The organism is Aeribacillus pallidus (assembly GCF_050478865.1).
Classification (GTDB): Bacteria; Bacillota; Bacilli; order Bacillales; family JACDOC01; genus JACDOC01.
The window spans coordinates 1-1354 of the sequence record NZ_JBCNBW010000071.1 but is presented as its reverse complement, the minus strand read 5'-3'; the positions used below and the strand labels follow the sequence as shown (position 1 = coordinate 1354).

Below are 1354 nucleotides of genomic sequence, written 5' to 3'. Positions count from 1 at the left end.
ATGGTATATTGTCTATTATTCATATAGCTTGACATGGAGCCTCTCCACGCATGGTTCTCGCACCAGGAAACCAGGCTATTCAAAGCTGGATTCACCTCATCTAGGTTACCATGCGTTTACTCCATATCAAGCTGTATTCTCAAATGCGATCACAGTTTTAATTCAAGTAGGGAGCAATTTCCTTCCCATTATGCAGCGTGTTGAAGCCTAAAGTTAACTGGTGACATCTTATTTAGTTTCCTTTGTCTTCGCTCATGATTGTAAAAGTGTATATACTCTACAATTCGTTGTTCTAATTCTTCTAATGTTTGGACATCATAAGGGTAGATGGATTCCGTTTTGAAATGGGAAAAGAAACTCTCGATGCAGGCGTTATCAAATGGATTGCCTGCCCGGGACATGCTCAAACGGATTCCGTAAGATTCAAGAGTGTCCTGCAGGGCACGGGACGTGTATTGGCCTCCTCTGTCGCTATGAAGAATCAGGCCATCCACGTCCATTCTTTTGTCTAATGCCATCTTAATCGTTTTCATGACGAATATTTTATCTGGTGTACTTCCGATCTGATAGCCTATAATTTCCTTGTTGTATAAGTCCATTACTGCGGAGACATACAGTTTCTCATCAAATAGGGTGAGCTCTGTTATGTCCGTCACCCATTTCTTATTTGGTTCATCAGCAGAGAAGTCTCGTTCAAGAAGATTAGGCATAATTCTTTCTGGTTCAGTTTGTATATATTGATTTTTATTCCTGAACTTCTTCTTCCTGATTTTTGCTTTGAGTCCAAGGTCCTGATAAATCCTGAATACCTTTTTATGATTAATTTTCAATCCGTATTCCTCTGTTAAATCCATATGGATTTGCCTGTAGCCATAAATCCCATCATATTTATGATAGATCTCCAATATCCGCTCGCTCAGCCAGGAGTCTCTCTGAATACCTGCAGTCTTTTTGTACTTGTAATAGCCTGAAACGGATACTTTTAGAAACGTGCATAGTTCCTCTATTGTGTAATCTTCTCTGAATTGATCGACTATCTGGAACCTTATTTTCTTCCCTCCTTGTTCAAAATCTCCAGATACTTTTTTAGGATTGCATTCTCCATTTCTAATTTTCTAACATAACGATCTTGATCCTTATATTCTTTCCGTCTGCCCCTTCTATCGATTAAACCAGCTTCTCCATCTTTCTTATATTTTCTCCACCATACTTTCAAGCGGTCTTTGTCTTTTATGCCGAGTTTTTCGTTAATTTGAGCATTCGTATAACCAGCTTCTTTCATTTTTACTGCTTCCAATTTCATTTCAAATGTGTATGTTTGGAACTTCTGCCCTTTTTTGGCCATAAAAATCAC

At 38.6% G+C, this 1354-nt stretch carries 3 protein-coding genes; 1 reads left to right on the top strand and 2 read right to left on the bottom strand.

Translation table 11 applies throughout. From position 1 onward, the window contains the following. On the top strand, positions 1-211 hold a 211-nt coding region (locus ABES52_RS15160; protein WP_429652018.1), incomplete at its 5' end, for a hypothetical protein. On the opposite strand, the gene ABES52_RS15155 is transcribed toward ABES52_RS15160, so the two are convergent. Together ABES52_RS15155 and ABES52_RS15150 are read right to left on the bottom strand one after the other, a co-directional pair. After that, positions 189-1007 (bottom strand): IS3 family transposase, encoded by an 819-nt coding sequence (locus ABES52_RS15155; RefSeq protein WP_429652019.1) that lies wholly within the window; start codon positions 1005-1007, stop codon positions 189-191. The two genes, ABES52_RS15160 and ABES52_RS15155, sit on opposite strands and share 23 nt — an antisense overlap. Positions 1008-1045: 38 nt before the next feature. Continuing rightward, the coding region (locus ABES52_RS15150) for a helix-turn-helix domain-containing protein (protein ID WP_429652017.1) at positions 1046-1354 on the bottom strand (309 nt) is incomplete at its 5' end.